Annotated in this window: 30 protein-coding genes; 21 read left to right on the top strand and 9 right to left on the bottom strand. The window is 64.3% G+C overall.

Going from position 1 to position 24,168, the window contains the following annotated elements; translation table 11 throughout:
- Nucleotides 1-7: 7 nt before the first annotated feature.
- Nucleotides 8-925 (bottom strand): branched-chain amino acid ABC transporter permease LivH, encoded by a 918-nt coding sequence (locus IVA74_RS01060; RefSeq protein WP_247339012.1) that lies wholly within the window; start codon nt 923-925, stop codon nt 8-10.
- Nucleotides 926-1,202: 277 nt separating this feature from the next.
- Between IVA74_RS01060 and IVA74_RS01055 the strand changes: the two genes are divergently transcribed.
- Both IVA74_RS01055 and IVA74_RS01050 read left to right on the top strand, forming a co-directional pair.
- A complete protein-coding gene (locus IVA74_RS01055) occupies nt 1,203-1,373 on the top strand; it encodes a hypothetical protein (RefSeq protein ID WP_247339010.1) in 171 nt (56 codons plus the stop codon).
- A gap of 186 nt (nt 1,374-1,559) precedes the next feature.
- On the top strand, nt 1,560-2,084 hold the full coding sequence (locus IVA74_RS01050) for a hypothetical protein (protein WP_247339008.1): 525 nt from the start codon (nt 1,560-1,562) through the stop codon (nt 2,082-2,084).
- Here IVA74_RS01050 and IVA74_RS01045 read toward each other — a convergent pair.
- The 3 genes from IVA74_RS01045 to IVA74_RS01035 form a co-directional block, all read right to left on the bottom strand.
- Complete coding sequence (locus tag IVA74_RS01045; RefSeq protein ID WP_247339006.1) at nt 2,046-2,438, bottom strand: carboxymuconolactone decarboxylase family protein; 393 nt, start codon at nt 2,436-2,438, stop codon at nt 2,046-2,048. The genes IVA74_RS01050 and IVA74_RS01045 overlap by 39 nt on opposite strands.
- Nucleotides 2,439-2,548: 110 nt before the next feature.
- The gene (gene pcaD, locus IVA74_RS01040; protein WP_247339004.1) at nt 2,549-3,331 is read right to left on the bottom strand and encodes a 3-oxoadipate enol-lactonase; all 783 of its coding nucleotides are present in this window, start codon (nt 3,329-3,331) and stop codon (nt 2,549-2,551) included.
- A gap of 36 nt (nt 3,332-3,367) precedes the next feature.
- A complete protein-coding gene (locus tag IVA74_RS01035; protein WP_247339001.1) occupies nt 3,368-4,723 on the bottom strand; it encodes a 3-carboxy-cis,cis-muconate cycloisomerase in 1,356 nt (451 codons plus the stop codon).
- 171 nt (nt 4,724-4,894) lie between these two features.
- Here IVA74_RS01035 and IVA74_RS01030 point away from each other — a divergent pair, with 171 nt between their 5' ends.
- The 10 genes from IVA74_RS01030 to IVA74_RS00985 all read left to right on the top strand — a co-directional run bounded on the left by IVA74_RS01030 (nt 4,895) and on the right by IVA74_RS00985 (nt 12,768).
- Nucleotides 4,895-5,341, top strand: coding sequence for a carbon monoxide dehydrogenase subunit G (locus IVA74_RS01030; protein WP_247338999.1), 447 nt, complete (start codon nt 4,895-4,897; stop codon nt 5,339-5,341).
- A 149-nt stretch (nt 5,342-5,490) separates the two neighbouring features.
- The gene (locus tag IVA74_RS01025; protein ID WP_247338997.1) at nt 5,491-5,976 is read left to right on the top strand and encodes a (2Fe-2S)-binding protein; all 486 of its coding nucleotides are present in this window, start codon (nt 5,491-5,493) and stop codon (nt 5,974-5,976) included.
- 32 nt (nt 5,977-6,008) lie between these two features.
- The gene (locus IVA74_RS01020) at nt 6,009-6,815 is read left to right on the top strand and encodes a xanthine dehydrogenase family protein subunit M (RefSeq protein ID WP_247338985.1); all 807 of its coding nucleotides are present in this window, start codon (nt 6,009-6,011) and stop codon (nt 6,813-6,815) included.
- Between the two features lie 62 nt (nt 6,816-6,877).
- Complete coding sequence (locus IVA74_RS01015; protein WP_247338983.1) at nt 6,878-7,801, top strand: MoxR family ATPase; 924 nt, start codon at nt 6,878-6,880, stop codon at nt 7,799-7,801.
- 70 nt (nt 7,802-7,871) lie between these two features.
- The gene (locus tag IVA74_RS01010; protein ID WP_247338981.1) at nt 7,872-9,074 is read left to right on the top strand and encodes a VWA domain-containing protein; all 1,203 of its coding nucleotides are present in this window, start codon (nt 7,872-7,874) and stop codon (nt 9,072-9,074) included.
- Between the two features lie 9 nt (nt 9,075-9,083).
- Nucleotides 9,084-9,407, top strand: a complete 324-nt coding sequence (locus IVA74_RS01005) for an XdhC family protein (RefSeq protein WP_007602422.1) — start codon at nt 9,084-9,086, stop codon at nt 9,405-9,407.
- A 2-nt stretch (nt 9,408-9,409) separates the two neighbouring features.
- A complete protein-coding gene (locus IVA74_RS01000; protein WP_247338979.1) occupies nt 9,410-10,111 on the top strand; it encodes an XdhC family protein in 702 nt (233 codons plus the stop codon).
- On the top strand, nt 10,108-11,712 hold the full coding sequence (locus IVA74_RS00995; protein WP_247338977.1) for a molybdopterin-binding/glycosyltransferase family 2 protein: 1,605 nt from the start codon (nt 10,108-10,110) through the stop codon (nt 11,710-11,712). The genes IVA74_RS01000 and IVA74_RS00995 overlap by 4 nt, the downstream gene beginning before the upstream one ends.
- Nucleotides 11,713-11,902: 190 nt before the next feature.
- On the top strand, nt 11,903-12,292 hold the full coding sequence (locus IVA74_RS00990; protein WP_247338975.1) for a DUF4189 domain-containing protein: 390 nt from the start codon (nt 11,903-11,905) through the stop codon (nt 12,290-12,292).
- Nucleotides 12,293-12,357: 65 nt separating this feature from the next.
- Complete coding sequence (locus tag IVA74_RS00985) at nt 12,358-12,768, top strand: DUF2000 family protein (protein WP_247338973.1); 411 nt, start codon at nt 12,358-12,360, stop codon at nt 12,766-12,768.
- A gap of 166 nt (nt 12,769-12,934) precedes the next feature.
- On the opposite strand, the gene IVA74_RS00980 is transcribed toward IVA74_RS00985, so the two are convergent.
- The 3 genes from IVA74_RS00980 to IVA74_RS00970 are packed head-to-tail and all read right to left on the bottom strand — an operon-like array spanning nt 12,935 to nt 14,169.
- Complete coding sequence (locus IVA74_RS00980) at nt 12,935-13,348, bottom strand: GFA family protein (RefSeq protein ID WP_247338971.1); 414 nt, start codon at nt 13,346-13,348, stop codon at nt 12,935-12,937.
- Between the two features lie 24 nt (nt 13,349-13,372).
- Nucleotides 13,373-13,837: an SRPBCC domain-containing protein gene (locus IVA74_RS00975; RefSeq protein WP_247338968.1), complete on the bottom strand. Its 465-nt coding sequence runs from the start codon at nt 13,835-13,837 to the stop codon at nt 13,373-13,375.
- Nucleotides 13,834-14,169 (bottom strand): metalloregulator ArsR/SmtB family transcription factor, encoded by a 336-nt coding sequence (locus IVA74_RS00970; RefSeq protein ID WP_247338966.1) that lies wholly within the window; start codon nt 14,167-14,169, stop codon nt 13,834-13,836. The genes IVA74_RS00975 and IVA74_RS00970 overlap by 4 nt, the downstream gene beginning before the upstream one ends.
- A gap of 107 nt (nt 14,170-14,276) precedes the next feature.
- On the opposite strand from IVA74_RS00970, the gene IVA74_RS00965 reads away from it, so the two are divergent.
- From IVA74_RS00965 to IVA74_RS00940, 6 genes are all read left to right on the top strand, one after another.
- Nucleotides 14,277-14,972 (top strand): TetR/AcrR family transcriptional regulator, encoded by a 696-nt coding sequence (locus IVA74_RS00965; protein WP_247338964.1) that lies wholly within the window; start codon nt 14,277-14,279, stop codon nt 14,970-14,972.
- Nucleotides 14,969-15,910, top strand: a complete 942-nt coding sequence (locus IVA74_RS00960) for an efflux RND transporter periplasmic adaptor subunit (RefSeq protein WP_247338962.1) — start codon at nt 14,969-14,971, stop codon at nt 15,908-15,910. The genes IVA74_RS00965 and IVA74_RS00960 overlap by 4 nt, the downstream gene beginning before the upstream one ends.
- Entirely contained in the window at nt 15,907-16,839 is a 933-nt protein-coding gene (locus IVA74_RS00955) for an ABC transporter ATP-binding protein (RefSeq protein ID WP_247338960.1), read from the top strand. The genes IVA74_RS00960 and IVA74_RS00955 overlap by 4 nt, the downstream gene beginning before the upstream one ends.
- Nucleotides 16,836-17,999 carry an ABC transporter permease gene (locus IVA74_RS00950; RefSeq protein ID WP_247338958.1) on the top strand — a complete coding sequence of 388 codons (1,164 nt, stop codon included), beginning with the start codon at nt 16,836-16,838 and terminating at the stop codon, nt 17,997-17,999. Before IVA74_RS00955 ends, IVA74_RS00950 begins: the two co-directional genes overlap by 4 nt.
- A 29-nt stretch (nt 18,000-18,028) precedes the next feature.
- A complete protein-coding gene (locus IVA74_RS00945) occupies nt 18,029-19,336 on the top strand; it encodes an adenylate/guanylate cyclase domain-containing protein (protein ID WP_247338956.1) in 1,308 nt (435 codons plus the stop codon).
- 225 nt (nt 19,337-19,561) lie between these two features.
- A complete protein-coding gene (locus IVA74_RS00940; RefSeq protein WP_247338953.1) occupies nt 19,562-20,476 on the top strand; it encodes a PhzF family phenazine biosynthesis protein in 915 nt (304 codons plus the stop codon).
- Nucleotides 20,477-20,680: 204 nt separating this feature from the next.
- On the opposite strand, the gene IVA74_RS00935 is transcribed toward IVA74_RS00940, so the two are convergent.
- Entirely contained in the window at nt 20,681-21,142 is a 462-nt protein-coding gene (locus IVA74_RS00935) for a DUF488 domain-containing protein (RefSeq protein WP_247338951.1), read from the bottom strand.
- A gap of 8 nt (nt 21,143-21,150) precedes the next feature.
- Entirely contained in the window at nt 21,151-21,972 is an 822-nt protein-coding gene (locus IVA74_RS00930) for a DUF72 domain-containing protein (protein WP_247338947.1), read from the bottom strand.
- 113 nt (nt 21,973-22,085) lie between these two features.
- Here IVA74_RS00930 and IVA74_RS00925 point away from each other — a divergent pair, with 113 nt between their 5' ends.
- The 3 genes from IVA74_RS00925 to IVA74_RS00915 all read left to right on the top strand — a co-directional run bounded on the left by IVA74_RS00925 (nt 22,086) and on the right by IVA74_RS00915 (nt 24,165).
- The gene (locus tag IVA74_RS00925; RefSeq protein ID WP_247338945.1) at nt 22,086-22,466 is read left to right on the top strand and encodes a hypothetical protein; all 381 of its coding nucleotides are present in this window, start codon (nt 22,086-22,088) and stop codon (nt 22,464-22,466) included.
- A 91-nt stretch (nt 22,467-22,557) separates the two neighbouring features.
- Entirely contained in the window at nt 22,558-22,761 is a 204-nt protein-coding gene (locus IVA74_RS00920; RefSeq protein WP_247338942.1) for a hypothetical protein, read from the top strand.
- Between the two features lie 258 nt (nt 22,762-23,019).
- Complete coding sequence (locus IVA74_RS00915) at nt 23,020-24,165, top strand: glycosyltransferase family 2 protein (RefSeq protein ID WP_247338940.1); 1,146 nt, start codon at nt 23,020-23,022, stop codon at nt 24,163-24,165.
- Nucleotides 24,166-24,168: the final 3 nt, after the last annotated feature.

The raw sequence follows: 24,168 nt of genomic DNA, 5'->3' as shown, positions 1-24,168 counted from the left end.
GCGACCGTCAGACTTTTTCGACTTCGGGGCGGCCGAGCAGGCCGGTCGGCATGAAGATCAGCACGACGATCAGGATCGAGAAGGCGGCGACGTCCTTGTACTCGACCGAGAAATAGGCCGACCAGAACGTCTCGATCAGCCCGATCGCGAGCCCCCCGAGCATCGCGCCCGGCAGCGAGCCGATGCCGCCGAGCACGGCAGCGGTGAACGCCTTGATGCCGGCGACGAAGCCCATGAAGAAATCGACCAGCCCGTAATAGAGCAGGTACATCAGGCCGGCCACCGCGGCGAGCGCAGCACCGATCACGAAGGTCATGGAGATGGTGCGGTCGACGTTGACGCCGAGCAGTGCCGCCATGGTCTGGTCCTGCTCGCAGGCGCGCATGTCGCGCCCGAGCCGGGTGCGCGAGACCAGCCAGGTGAAGATCGCCAGCAGCACGATGGTGGTGACGACAACCATGATCTGGATGTTGGAGAGCTGGATCACGAAGCCGTCCGCGCTCTCATGCAGCGTATAGCCGCCGGTGATGAGCGGCGGGATCGGCTTGACGCGGGCGCCTTGCGCCACTTGCGAATAGTTGGTCAGCACGAAGGACATGCCGATCGCCGACAGCATCGGAGCGAGGCGGAAGGAGTGGCGCAGCGGTCGGTAGGCGATGCGCTCGATGGTCCAGCCGTAAAGTGCCGTGATCGCCATCGAGACCAGAAGCACGATCAGCAGGATCACCGGGATCGCGGTCAGGCCGGTCGAGATCAGGAGCAGAAAGGTGATGAGGGCGATGAACCCGCCGATCATGAAGATGTCGCCATGAGCGAAGTTGATCATGCCGACGATGCCGTAGACCATCGTGTAGCCTATCGCGATCAGGCCGTAGATGGAGCCGAGCACGAGGCCGTTGATGAGCTGCTGGGCGAAATAATCCATGGGCTGCCGTTACCAAACCTGACGAGGGCTCAAAGGGAGCTCTTTGAAGAGTTCTCGGGCCCCGGCAACCCCTGAGCATTCTCCTGGTTTTGTAACAGGAGGGAACTGGCGGCTGCAACTGGCCATCGCCTCGGCATAAAGGCTTGTACAGAACTGATTTCGTTACGGACGTCATGATCCGGTTCCGACACGCGCGAGGAACCGGGTTCCGCGGGGCAACCAAAATCGGGGCCGGCCGTTATCTCACCTCGGACGTCCGACAAGGGAGTTTCCCGATATGACGAACCAGCAGAACCAGAATCCCGGCCAGCAGGGCCAGAACCCCGGTCAGCAGCAGGGCGGCGGCCAGAAACCGGGCCAGCAGCAACAGAGTCCGCAGCGCCAGGGTGACAAGCCGGGCCAGCAACAGGGTGGTAAGTCCGGCCAGCACGGTCAGGACAACAAGTAGAGTTGAGAGCCAAGAACAATGGCCATCGCAGAAGGCCCCGCCGGGAGGCGGGGCTTTTTCCGTGGGCCGCGTCGCCCGGCCGGGCAGTTAAGGTAAACAAAGGGTTTAAATTGCCGCCACGGTCTGATGCGAGTTAGCTCTCGGCAAAGCCTTCGAAGGCGCGGGCCAAGCGAAACGGGAAGCGGCATGTTCGGAAATTGGCGGATCGGTTCGGTCAACGGCGTACTTCTGGCGGCCTATTTCATCCCGGCCTGGACCCTCGTTGCCTTCAACATCATGGTGGCGCCGGTGCACGGCCTCTATGAGCGGCCGAGCGTCGCAGTGGCTCTTTTCCTCAGCGACCATCTTCAAATGGCGGGAATGGACACCGTGCGCGCCGCCTGGCTGCTGGCGCTGGGCCGAGCGACCGTGGTGGCGTTCTTTGCGATCTACCTCGCGCTGCTCTGCGTTCCCCGCATTCGCAAGAACGGCGGCAGCGACGAGGCGCTCGGCATTGCGCTTGCGATCGGCAGCCTGATCTCGTTTGCCAGCATGATCATGGCTTCGAAGGTCGGCGAGATGGCCGCGCTGCGGCTGCACGCCACCGAGCTCCTGCTCTTGCTCGGTGCCGCCATCGTGATTGTGATCGAGCGGCCGGCAGCGGTCCCGCAGACCGTCGAGGCTACTCCGCCGCTAGGTCTTGAACAGGCCGAGCTCCTGCACAATCGCTGAGGCTTCCTTGACGGCGTGGTTCGTCGCCGGCACGCCGCAATAGATCGCCTGCTGCAGCAGGATTTCCTTGATGTCGTCGGGCGTGAAGCCGCCCTCGGCGAGCGCCGCGCGCACATGCAGGCGGAATTCGTCCCATTGCCCGAGCGCGACCATGGTGCCGATCACCAGCACCCGCCGCGTGCGCTCGTCGAAATGCGGCCGCGTCCAGATCTCGCCCCAGGCATAGCGGGTGATCATGTCCTGGAAGTCGGTGTTGAACGCATTACGACCTGCGATCGACTTGTCGACCCAGGCATTGCCCAGCACCTTTCGGCGCACGTTCGTGCCGGCATCGCGGCGTTTCTGGTCGTCCATGCTGTTCTCCTCCTTCGTCATTGCGAGGAGCGAAGCGAAGAAGCAATCCAGTCTGTCACCGCGGAGGGATTTTCTGGATTGCTTCGCTGCGCTCGCAATGACGGCTGTGGCTATCGCTGCGTCAAGAAGCCCACCACCGCGTCAGTGAACGCGTGGGGCTGCTCGACATTGGAAATGTGGGCGGCGTCGATGATGGTCATGCTCGCGCCGGGAATGTTCGAGCGGATCAATTCACCCGCCGAAATCGGCGTCGCCATGTCGTGGCGGCCGGCGATCACCAGAGTCGGGCTTTTGATCTTCGGCAGCAGCGCGCGCTGGTCGAGCGTCGACAGCGCCTCGCAGCACGCGAGATAGCCTTCGACCGGAGTGGCGAGCAGCATCGACTTCATCCTGGCGGAGACGTCAGGCGCGCGCTCGCGGAAATCCTGGGTGAGCCAGCCGGCGATAACGGCATCAGCGACCGCCGCGATACCGCCTTTCTTCACGGCGTCGATGCGCTCGAGCCACTTGGTCGGCTCGGCGTAGTAGCAGGAGGTGTTGGCGAGGATCAGCTTGCCGAACCGCTCCGGCGCGTTGGCGCCCAGCCATTGCCCGACCATGCCGCCCATCGAGAGGCCGCACCAATGCACCTTCTCGATGTTGAGGTCGTCGAGGATCGCCAGGACGTCGCGGCCGAAGCGCTCCATCGTGTACGGGCCGGCCGGAACGTTGGACTTGCCGTGGCCGCGGCGGTCGTAGCGAATGACGCGGAATATCTGCGTCAGCACCTTCATCTGCGGCTCCCACATCTGCAGCGTGCAGCCGAGCGAGTTGGAGAGCATCAAGGTCGGCCCGCCGTCGCGGCCCTCGACGGAGACGTTGATCAGGCAACCGTCGGCATCGATCATGGGCATGCGGGCGTCTCCGTCTTGTTTCCGCTCAGGGCTGCTCTATTCGCGCTCGAGGCTGTCGAGCAAGCGGTCGATCAGGGTTTGGGAAGCCCCTTGATAGGCCATCGGCTCGAACAATGCCGCAATTTTTTCCGGCGAAAGATGCGCGGTGACCTGCGAATCGGCCGACAGCACCTCGCGCAGATGCTTCCTCTCGGCAACCGCGCGCTTGCTCGCGGCTTCGACGAGATGATGCGCATCGCTCTTGCCGATTGTCTCGGCCAGCGCAAAGGTGACCGCTTCCGCCATGATCAGGCCGTGGGTGGCATCGAGATTGCTGCGCATGCGCGCCGCATCGACATCAAGCCCTTCGGCGATGTCGACGATCGCGGCCAGCGCGCCCGAGGTGACCAGCATCAGTTGCGGCAGCGTCGGCCATTCCGCATGCCAGGGCCCGGCGCTCCGCTCGTGGTCCTGCACTTGAGCAGCGAATATCGTCGCGGCGAGCTGCGGCGCCATGGTCGCGCAGCCCAGCGCGCTCGCGGCGGCGACCGGGTTGCGCTTGTGCGGCATGGTCGAGGAGCCGCCGCGGCCTTCCCCGGCGGGCTCGAACGCTTCGGCAACGTCGGTCTGCATCAGCAGCGAGACATCGCGCGCGATCTTGCCGCAGCTGCCGGCGAGAATCGCAAAGCTCGATGCCGCCTCCGCGATCCGGTCGCGATGGGTGTGCCAGGGCGCTTCCGGTAGCGGCAGGTTCAGCTCCTGCGCCAGCCGTTCGGCCACCACGAGCCCTTTGTCGCCGAGTGCTGCGAGCGTTCCGGCCGCTCCGCCGAATTGCAGCGCGAGGCCCTCGCGGGAGAGCCGCCGCAGGCGGCAGCGGGCGCGGGCAAGGCTTGCGGCGTATTCGGCGGCCTTCAGCCCGAACGGCATCGGCAGCGCGTGCTGGAGCCAGGTCCGCGCCACCATCGCGGTGTTGCGGTGCTTCCGTGCCAGCGCGGCAAAGCCCTTGATGGCGCGGCTGAGGTCGGCGTCCAGCGCATCGATGCCGGCGCGCAGCGTGAGCATGGTCGCGCTGTCGATGACGTCCTGGCTGGTAGCGCCCCAATGCACGTAGCGCGCGGCCTCCGCGTCGGCCTTGCCGACGTTGGAGGTCAGCGTCTTGACCAGAGGGATCGCGAGATTGCCGGATCGCGTCGCGGCCTCGGCCAGCGCAGCCATATCAAAGGTATCAGCCTTGCATGCGGCTTCGATCGGGCCCACCGCGGATGCGGGAATCACACCCGTGGCCGCTTCGGCCCGGGCCAAGGCTGCCTCGAAATCGAGCATATTCTGAAGGGTCGTCCGGTCGTCGCAGACTGCACGCATGGCCGCGCTCGACAGCATCGGCGCGAGCAGGGGGGAGAGGGATGTGCTCATATCGTGCGGGACCTAATCACCATGCCTCGGCTCTGCCAATCCCCAACCATCGGGCGCAGGCTTTTTGCAGGTGCGAATATGCATTGCACGTGACCGGGTGCCACCCTTTCCTTTGTGGCCTCCGTGCGTTACTTGAGCAGCATCATAGTGACGCATCCCGGGAGGCACCCCATGGCCATGACGATGAACGGCGAAGTCCAGCTTGCGGCGCCGCGCGAGGCCGTGTGGGAGAAGCTCAACAATCCCGAGGTGCTGAAGACCTGCATCCCCGGCTGCGAGGAGCTGGAGAAGACCGACGACGGCGGCTTTCGTGCGACCGCGAAAATGAAGGTCGGCCCGGTGTCGGCGCGCTTCAAAGGCAAGGTCACGCTGAGCGATCTCGACCCGCCGAACGGCTACAAGATCTCCGGCGAAGGCGAGGGCGGGGTGGCCGGCTTCGCCAAGGGCGGCGCCGTGGTCAAGCTTGCGGAGAAGGACGGCGGCACGCTTTTGTCGTACGAGGTCGAGGCGCAGATCGGCGGCAAGTTGGCGCAGCTGGGCCAGCGCCTGATCAACGGCGCCGCCAAGAAACTGGGCGACGAATTTTTCGCGAACTTCGCCAAGGCGGTACAGGGCTGAAGGCCGATACCTTAAGCATTGCGCCTTTCGGCATGGCGCCTTGCGTTCCCTGTGATGTTGCCCCGGGGCATAATGGCCCATATGATGGGTTGGAATAATTATAAGAACCGCTTCGACGGGACTCGTCGGGGCGCTGATAGAGAGTGCTTATGGCAAAAATCTCCCTCATCGTGAACGGCAATCCTGTAACGGCCAATGTCGATCCCCGTACCCTGCTGGTGCAGTTCCTGCGCGAAAATCTGCGCCTGACTGGTACCCATGTCGGCTGCGACACCTCGCAGTGCGGCGCCTGCGTCGTCCATCTCGACGGCAAGGCCGTGAAGTCCTGCACCACGTTGGCCGTGATGGCTGATGGCCACGAGGTCAAGACGATCGAGGGGCTGGCCGCCGACGGCGCGCCGCTGCATCCGATGCAGGAGGCCTTCCGCGAGCACCATGGCCTGCAGTGTGGCTTCTGCACGCCCGGCATGATCATGACCGCGATCGACCTCGTCCATCGCAAGGGCAACGAGCTCGACGATCACACCATCCGCGAGGAGCTGGAAGGCAATCTCTGCCGCTGCACCGGCTACCAGAATATCGTCACCTCGATCTCCGCCGGCGCCAAGGCGATGGCGAAATCCGACCTCGCGTAACCGCGCGCGCACTCTGCGATCAGGACATTCAGATGTACGATTTCAAATACCATCGCCCCGGGACCGTGCGGCAGGCCGCCAACCTCCTGGTGAAGAACGAGGACGCCAAGGTGATCGCCGGCGGTCACACGCTGATTCCGGTCATGAAGCAGCGCCTCGCCAGCCCGCCGCATCTGGTCGACCTCTCCCACATCGAGGGGCTCAACACGATCGAGATGAAGGGCCGCGCGCTCGTGATCGGCGCCACCGCCAGGCATGCCGAGGTCGCAAGCTCCGCGATCGTCGGTGAAGCCATCCCGGCGCTGGCCGATCTGGCAAGCCAGATCGGCGATCCGGCCGTGCGCCACAAGGGCACGCTCGGCGGCTCGCTCGCCAATAACGATCCGACCGCGGACTATCCGGCTGCGGTGCTGGCGCTCGGCGCCACCATCGTCACCAACAAGCGCCGCCTCAAGGCGGAAGAGTATTTCCAGGGCCTGTTCACGACCGCGCTCGAAGCCGACGAGATCATCACCAAGGTGATGTTCCCGCTGCCGAAGAAGGCGGCCTATATCAAGTTCCGCAACCAGGCCTCGCGCTATGCGCTGGTCGGCGTGTTCGTGGCGCGGCGTCCCTCCGACGTGCGGGTCGCGGTCACAGGCGCCGGTTCGGATGGCGTGTTCCGTGTCACCGCCTTCGAGGAAGCTCTGAAGAAGCGCTTCGCCGCGAAGGCGCTTGATGGCATCGAGGTGCCGGCGGACGGCCTCAACAGCGACATCCATGGCAGTGCCGAATACCGCGCGCACCTCATCGGAGTGCTGACGCGGCGTGCCCTCGACGCCGCCAACGCCAAGGAGTGAGTGATCCTCACGCCTCGGCCCAAACTTGTCCCCGGTGAGGGCGTAGCGAGACTGGCTTTTTCATGACTTCAACGGCCAATACGTCCGGTGCCTTGCCGGCATCGGTCGATGCGATGCTCGAACTCCTGACGTCGCGCGGCTATCTCTCCGAGCGATCGCTGGCCACGGTGACCTATCTGTCGCTGCGCATGGGCCGGCCGCTGTTTCTGGAAGGGGAGGCCGGCGTCGGCAAGACCGAGATTGCAAAAGTGCTGTCGGCGGCGTTGGGACGGAAGCTGATCCGCCTGCAATGCTACGAAGGCCTCGACGTCTCCTCGGCAGTCTACGAGTGGAACAGCGCCGCGCAGATGATCGCGATCCGGATGGCGGAAGCCGCCGGCGACACCGATCGCGATCAATTGTCGTCCGACATCTTCGCCGAGCGCTACATGATCAAGCGGCCGCTGCTTCAGGCGCTCGAGCCTGACGTCGCCGGGCCGCCGGTGCTGCTGATCGACGAGCTCGACCGCGCCGACGAGGCATTCGAAGCGTATCTGCTCGAAATCCTCAGCGACTTCCAGGTGACGATCCCCGAATTCGGCACGGTGAAGGCACCGAACCCGCCGATCGTCATCATCACCTCCAACCGCACCCGTGAGATTCACGACGCGCTGAAGCGGCGCTGTCTCTATCATTGGGTCGATTATCCCGACGCCGATCGCGAGCTCGCGATCGTCAAGTCGCGCGTGCCCGGCATCTCCGCAAAACTGTCGCAGCAGGTCGTGCGCTTCGTCCAGGCGCTGCGTAACCAGGATTTTTACAAATCTCCCGGCGTCGCCGAGACCATCGACTGGGCCACCGCTTTGTCCGAGCTCGACGCCCGCTCGCTGACCCCGCAAGTGGTCGGCGACACGCTGGGTGCGCTGCTCAAGTATCAGGACGACATCACGCGGATGCAGGGCGACACCTTGCAGAAGGTGCTGAAGGAAGCGACGAGCGAGAATTGACGCTTCCGCGTCACGACTGAGCTCGTCATTCGGCGCGCCGCGACGGGATGACGAGTGAGAGTACTGAACCATGGCCATCAATCACTTGGCACCTGAGCAAACCGAGCAGTTCGCCGACAATATCGTCGGCTTCGCCCGCGCATTGCGTTCGGCGGGCATGCCGGTTGGGCCGGGCGCCGTCATCGATGCCATGAGCGCGCTCCAGGTAATCGACATCGGCAACCGCGCCGACGTCTTCACCACGTTGGAGGCGATCTTCGTCAAGCGCCACGAGCATGCGCTGATCTTCAAACAGGCCTTCCACCTTTTCTTCCGCGCGTCGGAAGAGTGGAAGCACATGCTGGATTCGGTGCCGTTGCCGGAGCAGGCCAAGAAGAAGCCGCAAGCCGGCTCGCGCCGCGTGCAGGAGGCGATGTCGCAGCCGCGCATGACGGAGACACCGCAGCACCAGGAGCAGGATTTGCGCCTGTCGGTCTCGGACAAGGAGATCCTCCAGAAGAAGGACTTTGCGCAGATGAGCGCGGCGGAGATTACCGAGGCGTTGCGCGCCATCGAGCGGATGCGGCTGCCGCAGGCCGAACTGCTCACGCGCCGGCACCGGCCCGATCCCCACGGCCTGCGCATCGATTTGCGCCGCACGCTGCGCGCGTCCCTGCGCACCAGCGGCGAGATCATCGACATCAATCGCCTCGGGCGGATCGAGAAACCGGCGCCGATCGTGGCGCTGCTGGATATCTCGGGCTCGATGAGCGAGTACACCCGCCTGTTCCTGCATTTCCTCCATGCTGTCGGCGACGCCCGCAAGCGAGTCTCGGTGTTCCTGTTCGGCACCCGGCTCACCAACGTGACCCGGGCGCTCCGCCAGCGCGACCCTGACGAGGCGTTGGCGAGCTGCTCGGCCTCGGTCGAGGACTGGGCCGGCGGCACGCGGATATCGGCCTCGCTGCACAATTTCAACAAATTGTGGGCGCGGCGCGTGCTGAGCCAGGGGGCCATCGTGCTGCTGATCTCCGACGGGCTGGAGCGGGAAGCCGATTCCAAGCTCGCCTTCGAGATGGACCGGCTGCACCGCTCCTGCAGGCGGCTGATCTGGCTCAACCCGCTGCTGCGGTTCGGCGGATTCGAGGCCAAGGCGCAGGGCATCAAAATGATGCTCCCGCACGTTGACGAATTCCGTCCCGTGCATAATTTGAGTTCGATCCACGAGCTGATCAGCACGCTCTCCCGGCCGCTGCCGCCGCATCACCGCAGCCTGATCCGCTCCGCAGCTTGAGAGGTAGCCATGCTCGATCGCGACGAGGATATTCTGAAGGCCGCCGAAGACTGGCAAAAGGCCGGCCGTGGCGTCGCGCTCGCAACCGTGGTGGAGACCTGGGGCTCGGCACCGCGCCCGGCAGGCTCAAGCCTTGTCATCAACGATGAGGGCACGTTCCTGGGCTCGGTCTCCGGCGGCTGTGTCGAGGGCGCAGTGGTGACCGAGGCCATGGATGTGATCCAGAGCGGCAAGCCCAGGATGCTGGAGTTTGGCGTGGCCGACGAAACTGCCTGGAATGTCGGCCTGTCCTGCGGCGGCACCATTCGCGTCTTCGTCGAGAAGGTCGGCTAGCCGTGAAGCTCGCAATTTTGCACGAACTCAATGCCGAGCGCGCCGCGCGCCGGCCAGTCATTCTGGTGACGGACACCGAGAGCGGCGAGCAGCGCCTGGTGAAGGCCAACGATTTTGCCAAGGATCCCTTGCGAGCTGAGCTCGACAAACAACTGCGCATGGGCAAGAGCGCCAGTGTCGAAGCCGGCGGCAAGAAGATTTTCCTCAACGTCTACGCGCCGACTGCAAAGCTCGTCATCGTCGGCGCGGTCCATATCAGCCAGGCCTTGGCGCCGCTGGCGCGCTCGCTCGGCTACGACGTCACGGTGGTCGATCCGCGCACGGCCTTTGCAAGCCCCGAGCGCTTCCCCGACGTTCCCTTGGTCGCGGAATGGCCTGACACGGCGCTGCCGCCGCTCAACGTCGATGCTTACACGGCTTTCGTCGCGGTGACGCACGATCCAAAGATCGACGACCCCGCGCTGTTGCACGCCTTCGAGCGCAAGTGCTTCTATATCGGCGCGCTCGGCTCGCGGAAGACGCATGCCAAGCGCGGCGACCGGCTGCGGGCGCAAGGCGCCAATGACTCCGACATCGCGCGCATCCACGCGCCGATCGGGCTTGCAATCGGCGCGGTCTCGCCGTCCGAGATTGCGGTGTCGATCATGGCCGAGATCACGGCGGTGCTCCGCCTGCCGCCCAAAGAAAAAGAAGAAGCGGCATGAAATTCGGCCCGGCGAGCCCCAAGGATGCGATCGGCGGGGTGACCGTCCACACCCTTCGCCAGGGACCGCTGGTGCTGAAGAAAGGCACGACGATCGGCCCGGCCGAGATCGAGGCGCTGGAGCGGGCCGGCATCAAGGACGTCGTGGTGGTGCGGATGGAAGAGGGCGATGTCTCCGAGGACATTGCCGCCGCCGGCATCGCGCTCGCCGTCGGCGGCGAGGGCATTCATGTCGAGCGCGCCTTCACCGGCCGCGCCAATCTGTTTGCGGCTCGCCCGGGCGTGCTGGTGATCGACCGCGGCGCGGTCGACCGCATCAACAATATCGACGAGGCCATCACCTTCGCGACGCTCTCCGCCTTCAAGCCGGTGGTCGAGGGCGAGATGGTCGGCACCGTCAAGATCATCCCGTTCGGCGTCGAAGGAAACTTGCGCGATGCCGCGGTGAAGGCTGCGGGCCGCGACGTGCTGAAGATCGCGCCGTACGTGATCAAGCGCGTTGGCGTGGTTTCGACGCTGCTGCCAGGCCTGTCCTCCAAGGTGATCGACAAGACGTTGCGCGTCACCGCCGAGCGGCTCGCGCCGGCCGGCGCCGGCATCATCGCGGAGCGGCGGGTCCAGCACGAGGAGCAGGCGCTGTCAGCCGCGATCAAGGAATTGCTCGCTCTTGGCGCTGAACTCGTGATCGTGTTCGGCGCGTCTGCGATCGCCGACCGCCGCGACGTGATTCCGGCGGCCGTCACCGGGATCGGCGGCGAGATCGAGCATTTCGGCATGCCAGTCGATCCCGGCAACCTGCTGCTGATCGCCCGTGCCGGCAGCGTGCCGGTGCTGGGGGCGCCCGGCTGCGCGCGTTCGCCGGTCGAGAACGGTTTTGATTGGGTGCTGATGCGGCTCCTTGCCGGCATCAAGGTGACGCGTTCCGAGCTGATGGGCATGGGCGTCGGCGGCCTTCTGATGGAGATCGTGACGCGGCCGCAGCCGCGCGCCAAGCCGGAGATCGAAGGCAACAGCAATATCGCGGCCATCGTGCTCGCGGCGGGACGCTCGACCCGCATGGGCGGACCGAACAAGCTGCTCGCCGAGCTCGACGGCAGGAAGCTGGTGCGGATTGCGACCGAACAGGCACTGGCGTCGAAAGCATCCGAGGTGATCGTCGTCACCGGCCATCAGACCGAGCTGGTCGAGCAGGCACTGCAAGGCCTGAAGGTGCGGTTCGTCAAGAACCCGGATTTTGCCGGCGGCATCGCAAGCTCGGTCAAGGCAGGCATCGCGGCCGTCCCCGAGGCTTCCGACGGTGCTGTGGTCTGCCTCGGCGACATGCCGCTGATCGATGCCGGCCTGATCGACCGCCTCATCGACGGCTTTGCGCCGGACCGCGGCAATCTCATCGTCGTGCCCGTCAGCGAAGGCCGCCGCGGCAACCCCGTGCTGTGGTCGCGCCGCTTCTTCAAGGAGTTGATGACGCTCGACGGCGATGTCGGCGCGCGCCACCTGATCGTCAAGCATACCGAAGCGGTTGCCGAAGTGCCGGTCGACGGCAAGAGTGCCTTCCTCGATATCGACACGCCGCAGGCGCTGGAAGCGGCAAGACGGGGATAGTTAGCCTTGCGGCTGCGCGCTAGCGCAGTCCGCTAGGGTAACCCACCACTTCTGCTTCCGCGGTGAGGTACTTTGGTGGATTGCGCTCGGCCAATCCGCCCTGCACGGCTGTTTTCAACCCCCCGTTCACCATCTGGAAACGACCGCGGCTTACAGTCGCCTTCACCTGCCTTGGGGGGAGGGGATTTCCATGCCTTCGAACGTCGTCGCGCGCCGTTGCGCGATGTTTTTCTTTGCGCTGTCGGTTTTTGTCGCCGGCGCGCGCCACATCACGGATGCGCACGCCGCCGGCGCATTTGCAGTCGGCAAGTGCGGCGCCTACGGCCAAGCCTTCGATTATGGTGCCGAGCACGAAGCGCGTGCGGCGGCGCAGAAGCAATGCAAGGGCGATTGCACGACCGTGACGATGAAGCGTGCTTGCGCGGCGATGTCGGTCGACCTTTCCAATCCCTGCGGCGCCTATGGCTATGCCGTCAAGCCGAAGATCTCGGCCTCGCTCAATGCCGCGACGCGCGAATGCTACAAGTTCGGCGGCAAGGAATGTGTGATCCGCGCCTGGGCCTGCGACGTCAAGGGGTAATTCCTCTTGCTGTCATTCCGGGGCGATGCGTAGCATCGTATCCGGAATAACAGTTAGGGATATGCATGCAGTTCGATACCAAGGTCGCCATCGTGATCCGCGCCGATCTTGCGGCCTGGCAGAAGCTCAACGTCGCGTCCTTCCTCACAAGCGGCATCGCCGCGGCCTTTCCGGAATGCATCGGCGAACCCTATGAAGATGCATCAGGCACCAAATATCACGCGCTGATCGGCCAGCCGATCCTGATCTACGGCGCCGACGGTCAGGCGCTCGCGCGCGCGCTCGATCGGGCCCTGACGCGCAACGTCGCGGCGGCGGTCTACACCGAGGACATGTTCAGGACCACGCACGATGCCGCCAATCGCGAGGCGGTGAGGGCGGTGGCGCGCACTGACCTCAATCTCGTCGGTCTCGCAATGCGCGCCGAGCGCAAGGTGATCGACAAGATCGTCGATGGCTTGAAATTCCATAGCTGACGTAGGTGCTGGTTGGTTTCACCTCTCCCGCTTGCGGGAGAGGTCGGCGCAACGCGCCGGGTGAGGGTTCTCTCCACTAGGGGATTGTCCCGTTGGTGAGACACCCTCTCCCCAACCCTCTCCCGCAAGCGGGAGAGGGAGCACACCCCCACGTGGGGCCAGTGCCTCACCCCGGCGGCATGCCCTCAAACTTCGGCAGGTCCGGGTCGAGGCGATCCCAGTCATGACCGCGCGCGGCGTAGGTCACCACTTGCGGCTTGTAGCGGGCGGGCTCGTCGAGGCTTGCGGCGCGGATGGTGAAGATGTCAGGCATCGCCGCGAAGGTCATGTAGACCGGCAAGCCGCAGACGGAGCAGAAACCGCGAGTCTTCACGTTGCCACTGTCGCCGACCATGTCCCAGTGCTTCGCCTCGCCCATCACTGTGACACCGGCGCGCGCGAAGGTCATGTACGAGCCATGGCCGCTGCCGCTTTCCCGCTGGCAGTCCCGGCACTGGCAGTGATTGCTGAACAGGGGCTCGCCCAGAATCGAATAGCGGATCGAGCCGCAGGCGCAGCCGCCGGTAAAGGGCTTGGTCATTGCGATAACTCCTTACTTGTCTTCTTACCTGTCTTCGCCGCTGATCTCGTCGAGCTGGCGGACGACCTTCTTCCAGCCGCCGCTCATGCCCGTGTAGGCCGATTCGTTCCTGGGTATGACGAAGCCCGCATGAACCAGACGGATCCGCGTGCCGGCCTCGACCGGGGTGAGGGACCACGTCACGACAGTGTCGAGCGGCGCGCCGTAGCCGGTGTTGCGCTCATCCCCGCCCTTCCAGGCATAGACGAGGCGCCGGTTCGGCATGACTTCCAGGATGCGGCAATGGATGACGCCATCCCAGGCGCCGCCCGGCGTGGTCTGGTAGGTGAAAGTGTTGCCTTCGACGGCCTCGAAACCGGTCGGCGGCATCAGCCAGCGCGCGATCAGCTGGGCGCTGGTCAGCGCCTTCCAGATCGTCTCCGGCGCGTGAGGGAGCACCTCGTCGATGACGATGTCTTTTGTCTCGGCTTTCAATTCAACAGCACTCACGGATCGATCTCCTTCAAGAGGTCACGCAGGTTCTGGAAACGCTCGCGCCAGAACACGCCGTAATGGTCCATCCAGGTGACCAGCGGCTCGAGTCCTTGCGGCGCGGCGCGGTAATAGACGTTGCGGCCCTCGGCGCGCTCGGCGACCAGGCCGGCCTGCTTGAGGGACTTCAAATGTTGCGAGATCGCGCCTTGGGTCACGCCGCTGCCGCGCGTGAGTTCGGCGACGCTGATCTCCTTGCTCTCGAACACGCGCTCGAACACCGCGCGCCGGGTTGGATCGGCGAGGGCGCGCATGACGCTGGTGACTGGGTTTCGGGCGGTTTCAATCATAGTAGTTCAATTAGCATCGGCTAATGAATTAGTCAAGACTAATTCATTAGCCAGTTTACGTCTGGCCCTGACTTGACAATGACTGACTAGTCAGTCACAAATCTGGCATGACAAGGAAGCCGACCAAAACCGCCACCCCGTCCGCAGCTCGAGCCAATGCGAAGGCCTCTGTGGTCGCCAGAAGCGACGAGGCGCCCGCGTCGAGCCGCGCCACGCGTGCCGCGGAACGGCGCGCGGCGATCGTGGACGCGGCGATGGAGGAGTTCATCGTGCGCGGCTTTACCGCGACGCGGCTCGACGACATCGCGAAGCGCGCGGGCGTGGCGAAGGGCACGATCTATCTGCACTTCAAGGACAAGGAATCGATGTTCGAGGAGTTGGTGCGCACCGTGATCGTGCCCGTCGTGACGAAGCTGAATGCGTTGCCGCCGCCGACAGGCTCGGTGCGCGATCTCGTCGAGGCTTTTGCCAGCAATTTTTTGAAGGAGGTCATCGGCACCAGGCGCGGCGATCTCGTGCGGCTGATCGTAGCGGAGGGGCCGCGCTTTCCTTCCGTCGCCGACTTCTACTACCGCGAGGTCGTCTCGCGCGGAATGGCCGGCATGCGCGCGCTGATCGAGCTCGGCATTGCCCGCGGCGAGATCCGCGAGAAGAACCTCGCGCGCTACCCGCAAATCCTGGTCGCGCCGGCGATGATCGCGGTGATCTGGCAGAGCCTGTTTGCGCGGCACGCGCCGCTTGATGCGCAGGACATGCTGCGGGTCCATCTCGATTTGATTTTTGGCGAACGGAGGACGACATGAGGTCGTCGCAGAACATCTCTCACCTCATCCTGAGGAGCGCGGAACGCGCGTCTCGAAGGATGCAGGCCCGGCTGTGGCCCTTCGCCGTTCGAGACGCCGCTTCGCGGCTCCTCAGGTTGAGCGGTCGACAGCGGTTGCTGCCGCCAAACGCGATTCAGTTTTCGGCGCGGTTCTGTTCGATCGCGATTCTAGCCCTCGCAACCGGACTTGCCGGTTGCAAGGAGAAGCGCGATCCCGGCTTCCAGGGCTGGGTCGAGGCCGACATGATCTATGTCAGCCCGGACGAGGCCGGCCGCGTGACGAAGCTGAACATCCGCGAGGGCGACGAGGTCAAGGTCGGCGATCACCTTTATTCCGTCGACGACGATCTCCAGCTTGCCGACCTCAACCAGAACAAGGCGACGCTGGCGAATGCGCAGCAAACCTATGATCGCGCGGCTTCGCTGAGCAAGACCGGCTCGGGCACGCAGGCCAATCTCGATTCCGCGGTCTCCTCCTTGCGCGTTGCCGAGGCACGGGTGGCGACCTCGGAGACGCGGATGGCGCGGCGCAAAGGTTTTGCGCCAGTCGCCGGCACCGTCCAGCAGATCTATTTTCGTGAGGGCGAGATGGTGGCGGCGCAGCGGCCCGTGCTCTCGATCATGCCGCCCGGAAACATGAAGCTGCGCTTCTTCGTGCCGGAGACCGAGCTGCCGAAGCTTGCGATCGGCGACACGGTGCGGATCGCGTGCGACAATTGCGCGGCCGATCTCACCGCAAAGATTTATTTCATTGCGACTTCGGCCGAATATACCCCGCCCGTCATCTACAGCCTCGAGGAGCGCAACAAGCTCGTCTACCTGATTCAGGCGCGGCCGTCGCGGCCCGACGCGTTGCGGGTCGGACAGCCGATCGACGTCTATCTCACTCCAAAAACGCCCGTGGCGGACAAGCGATGAGCGGCGACAACGGCATCGCGATCGACGTCAAGGGCCTGACCAAGTCGTTCGGCGGACGCGAAGTCGTGCACGATCTGTCGATGCAGGTGAAGCGCGGCTCGATCTACGGCTTCCTCGGCCCGAACGGTTCGGGCAAGACGACGACCATCCGCATCCTCTGCGGCCTGCTCACGCCCGACAGCGGCGAGGGCACCTGTCTCGGCTACGACATCCGGCGCGACGCTGACAAGATCAAGCGCCAGGTCGGCTACATGACCCAGCGCTTCAGCCTCTATCAGGATCTCTCTGTCCGCGAGAACCTCGAATTCGTCGCGCGGCTGTATGGCCTTCGCGATGCGCGCGGCGCCGCGCGCGACATGATCAAGCGGCTGGGGCTCTCGGGCCGCGAGGAGCAGCTCGCGGGCGAACTCTCCGGCGGCTGGAAGCAGCGGCTGGCGCTAGGCGCCTGCACGCTGTCCAGTCCAAAATTGCTGCTGCTGGACGAGCCGACCGCCGGCGTCGATCCCAAGGCGCGGCGCGATTTCTGGAACGAGATCCATGCGCTCGCGGCCGACGGTCTCACCGTGCTGGTCTCGACCCACTACATGGACGAGGCCGAGCGCTGTCACGAGATTGCTTACATCGCCTATGGCCATCTGCTGGTGCACGGCACCGTGGAGGAGGTGATCGCCAAATCCGCGCTGACGACCTACACCGTGACAGGCGAGGGGCTGAACGAGCTCGCGGCCGGGCTCACCGGCAAGCCCGGAATCGACATGGTGGCGCCGTTCGGCACCTCGCTGCACGTTTCGGGGCGCGACGTCGCCGCGCTCGAAGCCAGCGTCGCGCCGTGGCAGGCGAAAAGCGGGCTGCACTGGAATAAATCGTCGCCGTCACTGGAGGACGTGTTCATCGAATTGATGGGCCGTTCCAAGGACAATTTCCAATGAGCGCCGTCGATCATCCCGAACCACAGCACGCGATCCGGGAGCGCTTTGGTTTCTGGACACGCTCCTATGCGATGCTGGTCAAGGAGTTTATCCAGCTCAAGCGCGATCGCGTGTCGTTCGCGATGATCGTGATGCTGCCGGTGATGCAGCTCCTCTTGTTCGGCTATGCCATCAACACCACACCCCACAATCTGCCGAGTGCGGTGCTGCTCCAGGAGGACTCTGATCTCGCCCGCTCGATTCTGAAGGCGCTGGAGAACACCAAATATTTCCGCTTCCTCTACGAGGTGCACGACGTCGAGGATTTCGACAATCTCCTGAAATCCGGCAAGGTTCTGTTCGGCGTCGAGATTCCGCGCGGCTTCGAGCGGGCGGTGCGGCGCGGCGACAGACCGGCGCTGCTGGTCGCCGCCGACGCGACCGATCCGGTCGCAGCGAGCGCGGCGATCGGCTCACTCGGCATGGTCGTGCAGACCGCACTCAAGCACGATCTCTACATCGGCGATCCCCCGGAGATGCCGTTCGAGATCCGCGCACATGCGCGCTACAACCCCGCCGCGGCGTCGAGCCTCAACATCGTTCCCGGTCTCGTCGGCACCATCCTCACCATGACCATGCTGATCTTCACCGCGCTCTCGGTCACGCGCGAAGTCGAGCGCGGCACGATGGAGAACCTGCTGTCGATGCCGATCAAGCCAGTCGAGGTGATGTTCGGCAAGATCATCCCTTACGTGCTGGTCGGGTTCGTCCAGGCCTTCCTGATCATCGGCATCGGCGTCGTCCTGTTTGGCGTGCCGATACTCGGCAACCTGTTCCTGCTGGCCGTTCTGTCGACCCTGTTCATCAGCACTAATCTTGCGATCGGCTACACGATCTCGACCCTAGTGCAGAACCAGCTCCAGGCCATGCAGATGTCGATGATGTTCTTCCTGCCGAGCATTTTGTTGTCGGGCTTCATGTTTCCGTTCGCGGGCATGCCGGTCTGGGCGCAATATGTCGGCGAGTGCCTGCCGCTGACGCACTATTTGCGCATCGTCCGCGCCATCATGCTGAAGGGCGCGACCATGCAGAATTTGCGTTTCGATGCGCTGGCATTAGCGGTCCTGATGCTGCTCGCCATGACCATTGCCGTGACGCGCTTCCGCCGCACGTTGGATTAAGGCACAATGCCCCGGAATCGAGGGGTGGAATGGTCAGGTTCGCGAGCAGGAAGACGCGGCAGCACGCCGCGCTATCGGAGGATTTTGAGCGCGAGCTGACGCGAGAGGTGCTGCGCACCGAGCTGTTGCGGGTGCGGACGCTGATCCTCACGGGCTGCGTCATGACCGTGTTTCTCACTGCCATCTATCTGGTCGATCCAGCCGTCGTGAACCGGGTCTGGCGCGGGACGGAAGGCCTGGCCGAGGTCTACGGCCTGCTGGTCGGCTTCATCCTGTTCGAGGTCTGGGTCCACGTCCAGATCAGAAGGAACCTCCGGCTCGATCGCGACCTCCCGGTGATCAGGCGCTATATCGGTGCACTGATCGAAACGTCGCTGCCGACGCTGATCTTGATCCTGCAGATCCGGACCATGGGCGCGAGCCAGGCGCTCGGCTTTGCCGTGCCGCTGATGTACTTCATCTTCATCATTCTCTCGACACTGCGGCTTGATTTTCGGCTTTCGACCTTCACTGGCTTTGTCGCCGCAGCCGAGCTGCTCGCCGTGGCGCTGATCTACGATCGCGCCAGCGGCGTCGGTGAGCCGCAGACCTATTTCCATGCGGTGCGCAGCACCATCATCCTGGTCTGCGGCGTGCTCGCGGGCGCGGTCGGTGCGCAACTCCGGCGTCAGTTTGCTGCGAGCATTGCCGCTGCCACCGCGCGCGACCGGGTGACGAACCTGTTCGGCCAGCACGTTTCTCCTCAGGTGGTGGAGCGGCTGATGGCGGCGGGAACCAGCGCAGGCGGCGACCTTCGCCGCGTCGCCGTGATGTTCGTCGATTTCCGCGGCTTCACTGCCGGCGCGCAGACGCGCACCCCGCAAGAGGTGGTCGACCGGCTCGATGGCGCCTTCGCCGTGCTCGTCGATATCCTCGATCGCGAGGGCGGCATCGTGAACAAATTTTTGGGCGACGGCTTTCTCGCACTGTTCGGCGCGCCGCTGGAGGCCTCCGACGCCGTGCATCGCGCGGTCGCCGCAGGCCGCGAGATGCTGACCGCGATGGGCCGCATCAACGCCGAGACGAGCTGGCCGCTCAAAATCGGAATCGGCATCCATTTCGGCGAGGTCGTCGCCGGCAATATCGGCTCGCCCCGGCGCAAGGAATATACGGTCATTGGCGACACCGTGAACTTCGCCTCGCGGCTGGAGGCCCTGAACAAGGAGTTCGGCTCGCAGCTCTTGATCTCCGCGTCCGTTCGCGAAGCGCTGGGCGAGGACGGCAGCGATGCCGTCGCGCTCGGCGAGGTCGAGGTGCGCGGCTATGACCAGCCAGTGGCGGTGTTTCAATTGGGATAACGCACCGACAAATACGAGCCGCCTTTTCGTTGAAGCGGGTCGTGCTTCGGTGAAGGCGCGTGATGAACTACCCTTGCATTTGTGGAAGCCGCTTCTCGGCTTCCAACACGTCTCCGCGATTGCTCCGATTGCTCCGAATATTGGGGCATGACGAGCGATGCCGCCGGCTTGTAGACTGCCGGCGATGCGGTCGGTTGTGGTCGCGACTTGCATGAGGAAATGAAGATGCAGCGCCGCTACATCACCGTCGACGTGTTCACCGACCGCGCCTTCGGCGGCAACCAGCTCGCCGTGGTGCTCGATGCCGGCAGGTTGTCGACCACGCAGATGCAGTCGATCGCGACCGAGTTCAACTATTCCGAGACGACCTTCGTGCTGCCGCCGCGCGACAAGGCGAATGATGCCGAGGTGCGCATCTTCACGCCGGTCAGGGAGCTTCCTTTCGCTGGCCATCCCAATGTCGGTACCGCCTTCGTGCTGGCGACGATCGCGAAGGAGCCGAAGTCGTGCCTGCGGTTCGAGGAGAAGGCCGGGCTGGTGCCGGTCGATATCTTTCGAGAACAGGGCCAGGTCATCAGCACCGAGCTCACAGCGCCGCAGCCGCTGTCTCGGCTGTCGCAATTGTCTGCCGCTGATGCCGCGCGCTGCATCTCGCTCAGCGCTGAGGACATCAAGGTCGACCGTCACGCGCCGCAGGTCGTCAGCGTTGGAACGCCGTTTCTGGTGATCGAGGTGCATTCGCGCGATGCGCTCAAACGGGCGAGGCCCGACGCGGCGGCCTTCGGCAGGGTATTTCCGCGCGATGGCGCATTCTCGGCGTGGTTCTATACGCGCGATGTGCCTGCGGCAGAGGCGCCTTGCGAGCGCCAGGCGCGGATGTTCATGCGCGGCGCCAGCGGCCTCGTGGAGGATCCCGCCACCGGCAGTGCCACGGTCGCAGCCGCCGCGCTGTTCGCCGATCTCGATTCAGCGCGCGACGGTGAATTGAAGCTGACGGTCGGCCAGGGCTTTGACATGGGCAGGCCGAGCATCCTGCTGACGCGCGTGCGCAAGCAGGACGGCAAGATCGTCTCAGCCCATGTCGGCGGCAGCTGCGTGCAGATGATGGAAGGGACGTTCCGGTTGGCGGGTGAGGGATAGGCCTGTCCACCCGTCATTTCGGGCTCGCGCCACAGCCCAAGCTAAGCCCGTCATCATGAGGTGCGAGCACTTGCGGGCCTCGAAGAATGCACGGCTGCTGCATTGGCGTCACGCCGTCGTCCTTCGAGGGCCGCTGAGGAAGCGGCCACCTCAGGATGACGGCTACGGTTAAAGCCGTCGTTTCGTCCTCCCGCGCGAAGAGGGCTAGACCTGCCGGCCCGCCAAATTCCTCACCTCTACCCCATCCCGCTCCTCGATCACCTCCGCGATCATCTGGCGGTGGCAGTGGGTGTGGTCGCGCTCGTAGCAGAGCAGGCACACGGGGCCTGCCTTCTTCACGAGCGCCGCAAGCTCGTCCATCTCTTCCCTGGCCTGCGGCGTCTTCAAGTGCTTTGCGTAGATCTTTTCCAGCACATCGTATTGCCCGCTGCGGGCGGCGAGGCGCCCTTCCTTGGGTGTGCCGAGGGCGGCGAGATGGACATAGGCGATGCCGCGTTCACCGAGGCCTGCGGATAACTGATTCTTGGAAAAGCCGGGCCGGCGCGATGACGTCACCGCGCGCACGTCGACAACGAGCTTGACGCCGGCTCGCTCCAGCTCGTCGAGCACGGCCTTGGGCGGCGTCTGCTCATAGCCGATGGTGAAGAGTTTTTTTGCCTTTGCCATGAAACACCTCAGGTCACTCGCGCGATCAGTTCCATGGCGCCGGCCGGCGCGCGCACCTTGCCCTCGTGGATGACATAGGCAAACACGTCGCGCGGCTCCTTCTTCGGCTTGGCCTGGTCGACCTTCGGCAGGTCATCGGGTTCACTTCCCTCGGCCCAGTCCTGAAACCGCTTGGCCCAGGCATCGAGCTGCTTCGGCGGATAGCAGGTCTTGATCTCGTCATTGCCCTTCTGGAGCCGCGCATAGACGAAATCGCCGGCAACGTCGGCGATCGCCGGATATTTGCCGTGTTCGGCGAACACGACGGGCGTCTCGAATTCGCGGATCAGCGCGACGAAGTCTGGCGTGCAAAAACTGTCGTGACGGACCTCGACGACATGGCGCAGTGCGCGCCCCTCGAGCTTGCGCGGCAACAGCTCGAGGAACTTGCCGAAATCGGCGCCGTCGAATTTCTTGGTCGGCGCGAACTGCCACAGCACCGGCCCAAGATGATCGCCGAGTTCCAGTACGCCGGAATCATAGAAACGCTTGATGGAATCGCCGGCTTCCGCCAGCACGCGGCGGTTGGTGGCGAAGCGCGGTCCCTTCAATGAAAACACGAAACCCTCCGGTACTTCGCCTGCCCATTTGCGAAAGCTCTCCGGCTTCTGCGAGCCGTAATAGGTGCCGTTGATCTCGATCGAGGTCAGCTTCGAGGCCGCGTAGGATAGCTCCTTCGCCTGCGTCAGCTTCTCCGGATAGAACACGCCGCGCCAGGGCTCGAAAGTCCAGCCGCCGATGCCGATGAAGATGTTGCCGGATTTTTTGGACGCGGTTTTTGCTTTGGCCACGGGAGGACTCGCATCGAGGGGAGGGACCTCATCCTAGTCAAACCAGATGTGATTGGCCAGTTGCGACGCCCCGTCTAAGGTCGCGACAGGACCCGCAAAAAAAGGAGAACAAGATGCGGATGCTGATGGTGGGAGCGGCGCTCGTTATGATGACATCTGCTGCCATGATATCTTCAGTCATGGCCGACGATGACGATGCCAAGGGTGCGCAGAAGCTCGCCATGCAGGGCCGCGACGATTACTGGCATTGCCTGGCGCGGGAATATTCGCGTGATAGCAATCAGGGCAAGTCGGAGCAGGATTTCGGCCGCTCGGTCGCCGGCGCCTGTCCGTCGGAGCGGCAATATTACCGTGTGGCGCTGCTCGACTTTCTCACCACGCAGTATCCGACCATTGATGGCGGCGCCCATCTCGCCACCGCGAACAGGGCCGTGGAAGCGGCGCAGAAGGACATCGTGACGGCCTTCGTCAAGCATAGGCCGCCCCAGAAATAGCCCCCCTTGAGCGTTGGCGTCCCGCAAGCCCTTCCGGCTGTGCGCTGATCCATGGTATCAGTGGGGGCATCTGGAACAGGGATGGGTTTCCATGTCGTCTGAGTCGGTGGGTGGCATTTTGGGGGCGATCGTCGCGGCGATCGTGCTTGCGGTCGCCGTCGTCTTCGGGCCAATCGGCCAGTACGGCAAGCCGCCCAAGCCCGTGAAAGTTGACCCGGCCTCGGCTACGGCGCCGGCGGCCCCTGCCGCGCCCGCGCCACGCGGGCCGGTGATCAAGGAAGTCCCGAACCAATAAAGGCCTGAAAAGGGCGCCTTTCGCCCCTTGCAAACCGGCTTTGTCGTTCCTATTTAGTTTCTAACGGCGACGTTGAGCGAAAAACTCCGGCGCTGGAACGACCTTGGGATAGCTCAGGCTGCGCCGGATGTACGCGCGGCCCGCCGTTCCGGGGTCGTTGGCATTTTAGGGCCCCTTTTGGGCCGTTCTCCAGAGAACCCCCGGCTTGGTAGCGCAAGTTCTTGGCAGCGCAAGACGCGGCGGATATACGCTGCCCTCATGAACGAAGCGATCAGACCGGGCTCCGACAACACGCCGCAGGCCCCGCAGGCGGCTTCCCCATCGCCGGAATTGTCGGTCGTCGTCCCGACCTTCAACGAGCGGGACAATGTCACGGTGCTGTACCGGCGGCTGCAGGCAGCGCTGGCCGGCATCGCCTGGGAAGTCGTGTTCGTCGATGATAATTCGCCTGATGGCACCTGGGACGTCGTGCGCGCGCTGGCCCGGCGCGACAGCCGCGTGCGCTGTGTCCGCCGTATCGGCCGCCGCGGCCTGTCGGGGGCCTGCATCGAGGGCATCCTGGCCTCAAGCGCGCCCTATGCGGCCGTGATCGACGCCGACCTCCAGCACGACGAGACGCAGCTGCCGAAAATGCTGTCGCTGCTCGCGAGCGGGCAGGCCGAGCTCGTGGTCGGCAGCCGCTACATCGAGGGCTACAAGAGCGAAGGCTTCAACAAGCAGCGCGCCGGCGCCAGTGCATTGGCGACCGAACTCGCCAGGAAGGCGCTGCGGGTCGAGATCGCCGATCCCATGAGCGGCTTCTTCATGGTTCGCCGCGACCGCTTCGAGCAGCTCGCGCCGAAACTTTCCGTGCACGGCTTCAAGATCCTGCTCGACCTCGTCGCGAGCGCGAACGGCACCTTGCGCGCCATCGAAATTCCTTACACGTTCGGAGAGCGCCAGCACGGCGAAAGCAAACTCGATTCCATGGTCGCGCTGGATTTTCTCGGCCTGGTGCTGGCGAAGTTCACCAACGATGCTGTCTCGCTACGCTTCCTGCTGTTCGCAATGGTCGGCGGCATCGGCCTCGTGGTGCATCTCACCACCCTGTTCATATCGCTTGAGCTGTTCAAGCAGCCGTTCGCGGAAGCGCAGGCCTCCGGCGCCATCATCGCGATGACCAGCAATTTCGTCCTCAACAACTTCCTCACCTATCGCGACCAGCGGCTGAAGGGCTTTGCGCTGCTGCGCGGCCTGATCGCGTTCTACATCGTGTGCAGCGTCGGTCTGCTCGCCAATGTCGGCGTCGCCTTCTCGGTCTACGACCAGGAGCCGATCTGGTGGCTTGCGGGTGCGGCCGGTGCGCTGATGGGCGTGGTGTGGAACTACGCGATGTCCGGACTGTTCGTCTGGCGCAAGAAGTAGCTC

Source organism: Bradyrhizobium sp. 132 (assembly GCF_023074185.1).
Taxonomy (GTDB): Bacteria; Pseudomonadota; Alphaproteobacteria; order Rhizobiales; family Xanthobacteraceae; genus Bradyrhizobium.
This window is presented reverse-complemented; position numbering and strand designations above follow the sequence as displayed.